Here is a 2484-nt window from a genome sequence, read left to right as displayed (position 1 = left end):
ACAACGTTGCCGGTATCGCCGGCGGGATCGCCGCGGCTCGGTTCTGCTTCAAGGACCAGGACGGACCCGCTGCGGTGCAGCGTGCAATCGAACAGCCTATCGCCCTTACCGCGCAGCAAGGGCACGCCAAACAGCCGTTCCACACTGTCGTTTTGCGAAAGAAAACTGATCAACGAACCGATCCGTTCGACGGTTTGCGGCTCAAGCAGGCGTTTAAGCTGCATGCCCAGAGCCTGGTCGGGATCGATCCCCGAATATTCGCCGAAATTGGCCGATACCCGGGCAACCTGCCAATCGGCGGTAAAGGCGATCAGGAACCCGATCGGCTGGATGGCACCCAGCAGATGGATCGGTTCACGGTCGCAATTGGTCAGATCGACCTGGAACGGCATGGCGGGGTCCATCACAGCGGTCCTGGCGAAACGGCAGAACGCTTTGCACTGGCAGCAAACAGGGCAAAGGTGCGCCGGGCCGCGGCCAGGGTGGCTGGCAGCTGTCCGGCCTGTTCGATGCGATCAAGCGCACCGACCAGCCGCTGCCAGTATCCCGCCGGAAGCGGCTCTGCCAAAAACCGCCGCGGCGCATCCGGCCACAACCGCTGGATCAGGACACGGGCGCCAAAGCTGGAACCGGACAGGCAATAAAGAATACCCGCAGCAGCGGCGAAGCTGTGTTGGGCCGGAACTGGCTGGGGCAGCACCTGGGCCGGAACGGCGCGGCCCAGTTCGCCAAGATCTGCTGCAATCAGACCGGTGCGGTCCGCCAGCCGGAACCCGGCAGGGATATCGGCCATGGCCAGCCAGCTTTCCGCTTCGCGGTGGGCGGCGTAATGTGCGGACAGAAAATCGCCGTATCCTGTCAGCGTTTGCAGATCGAACGCTGAAAATACCGCATCGACACGGTCATGCTCGCCCCGCGATGCATCGCGCAGCGTGAAACGCGCCGGCCTGTAGACGCCGGTACGAAAATCAAGATGTGGTTGTGTAGCCATGAAAAACCCGAAATGCCTGCCATCGACCCAAGGGTGCGCAGGCCCGCCTATCAGGTACTAAGAACGATTTGCGCAGGCAAGAGTTCCGGACAAAGGCACCGGCTGGTCAGGCGGTCTGCCCAGATCAGCTTTCCAGCTCGATGTCCCAGTACAGCCAGTCGCGCCAGGTTTCATGCAGGTAACCCGGCGGGAAACCGCGACCGCGCTCTTGCAATTGCCAGCTGGTCGGGCGGATCGGCCGGACCAGCAGCGGCATATGCGCTTGCTGCGGGGTGCGGCCTCCCTTCTTCAGGTTGCACGGCGCGCAGGCGGTAGCGACGTTTTCCCAGCTGGTCCGTCCGCCCAGCCGGCGCGGCACCACGTGATCGAAGGTCAGGTTGTGCGGGTTGCCGCAGTACTGGCAGCTGAACCGGTCACGCAAGAACAGGTTGAACCGGGTAAAGGCGGGAAACTCGCTGGGTTTGACGTATTGGCGCAGCGCGATAACGCTGGGGATGGGCATGGTCCAGCTGGGGGAATGAACCTCGCGCGCATAGCTGGCGACAATGTCCACCCGCTCCAGGAATACCGATTTTATTGCGGTCTGCCACGGCCACAGGCTGAGCGGATAATAGCTGAGCGGGGTGTAGTCGGCGTTCAGCACAAGGGCCGGACAATCATGCAGATGCCGGGCGGGATCGCCCTCTGCGCTGCGGAACCGGGCCGCGCGCTCGATCAGCTCCGACTTGAGCATGGCCCCCGGTAACAGGCGCAAATGACGGTTGTGCTACAGCGCATGGGCGCAATGAACAGGACGCGTCTGGCCCCGTCAAGGCTTGCGCCGCCGATAAATCCACAGGACAAGCGCGCAGTGACCCAAACGCCACGCCCCGTGACGCGCTTTGCGCCCAGCCCGAACGGGCCGCTGCATCTGGGCCATGCCTATGCCGCGATCGTCGCGCACGATCTGGCGCGCAATCGGGGCGGGCGCTTTTTGTTGCGGATCGAAGATATCGACGCGGCCCGCAGCCGGGCCGATCTGGTGCCGGCAATACTTGCCGACCTTGCCTGGCTGGGGCTGGAATGGGACGGGCCGGAGGTGTATCAGTCAGCCCGGCTTGCCAGCTACGCCGCAGCGGCGCAGCACCTTAAGCAACAGGGGCTGCTTTATCCCTGCCAGTGCACCCGCGCCGCGGTGCTGGCAGCAGCAACCCAAGTTGGACCCGATGGCCCCGTCTACCCAGGCACGTGCCGCGGTGCCGACGTGGACCCTGACGGTGCGGCCTGGCGGCTCGACATGGATGCAGCGACGGCTGTGGCTGGACCCTTGCGGTGGCTGGACGAACGCTCTGGCATGCAGGATGCCCGTCCCCGGCCGTTCGGCGACATCGTCCTGGTGCGCAAGGAAGCCCCGGCCAGCTACCACCTGGCCGCCACCCTGGACGACGCCGCAGGGGGTGTGACCCTGGTCACGCGCGGCCGTGACCTGTACCAAGCGACACATATCCACCGCT

Annotated in this window: 3 protein-coding genes and 1 pseudogene; 1 reads left to right on the top strand and 3 read right to left on the bottom strand. The window is 64.5% G+C overall.

Annotated elements, in window-relative coordinates; all coding sequences use genetic code 11:
- The 3 genes and pseudogenes from Q0L62_RS09210 to Q0L62_RS09200 form a co-directional block, all read right to left on the bottom strand.
- Positions 1-404 (bottom strand): annotated as a pseudogene (locus tag Q0L62_RS09210) (hybrid sensor histidine kinase/response regulator); the annotation flags it as partial.
- Entirely contained in the window at positions 404-991 is a 588-nt protein-coding gene (locus Q0L62_RS09205; protein WP_296679124.1) for a biliverdin-producing heme oxygenase, read from the bottom strand. The pseudogene Q0L62_RS09210 and the gene Q0L62_RS09205, both read right to left, overlap by 1 nt.
- 124 nt (positions 992-1115) lie before the next feature.
- Positions 1116-1724 carry an HNH endonuclease gene (locus Q0L62_RS09200; RefSeq protein WP_296679123.1) on the bottom strand — a complete coding sequence of 203 codons (609 nt, stop codon included), beginning with the start codon at positions 1722-1724 and terminating at the stop codon, positions 1116-1118.
- 117 nt (positions 1725-1841) lie between these two features.
- Between Q0L62_RS09200 and Q0L62_RS09195 the strand changes: the two genes are divergently transcribed.
- Positions 1842-2484: glutamate--tRNA ligase family protein (locus tag Q0L62_RS09195; RefSeq protein ID WP_296679121.1), on the top strand; the 643-nt coding region annotated here is incomplete at its 3' end.

It is taken from the genome of Novosphingobium sp., from assembly GCF_024642085.1.
Lineage (GTDB): Bacteria > Pseudomonadota > Alphaproteobacteria > Sphingomonadales > Sphingomonadaceae > Novosphingobium.
Note: the sequence above shows the minus strand (reverse complement) of the source record. Positions and strands in the feature narration are given on the sequence as shown.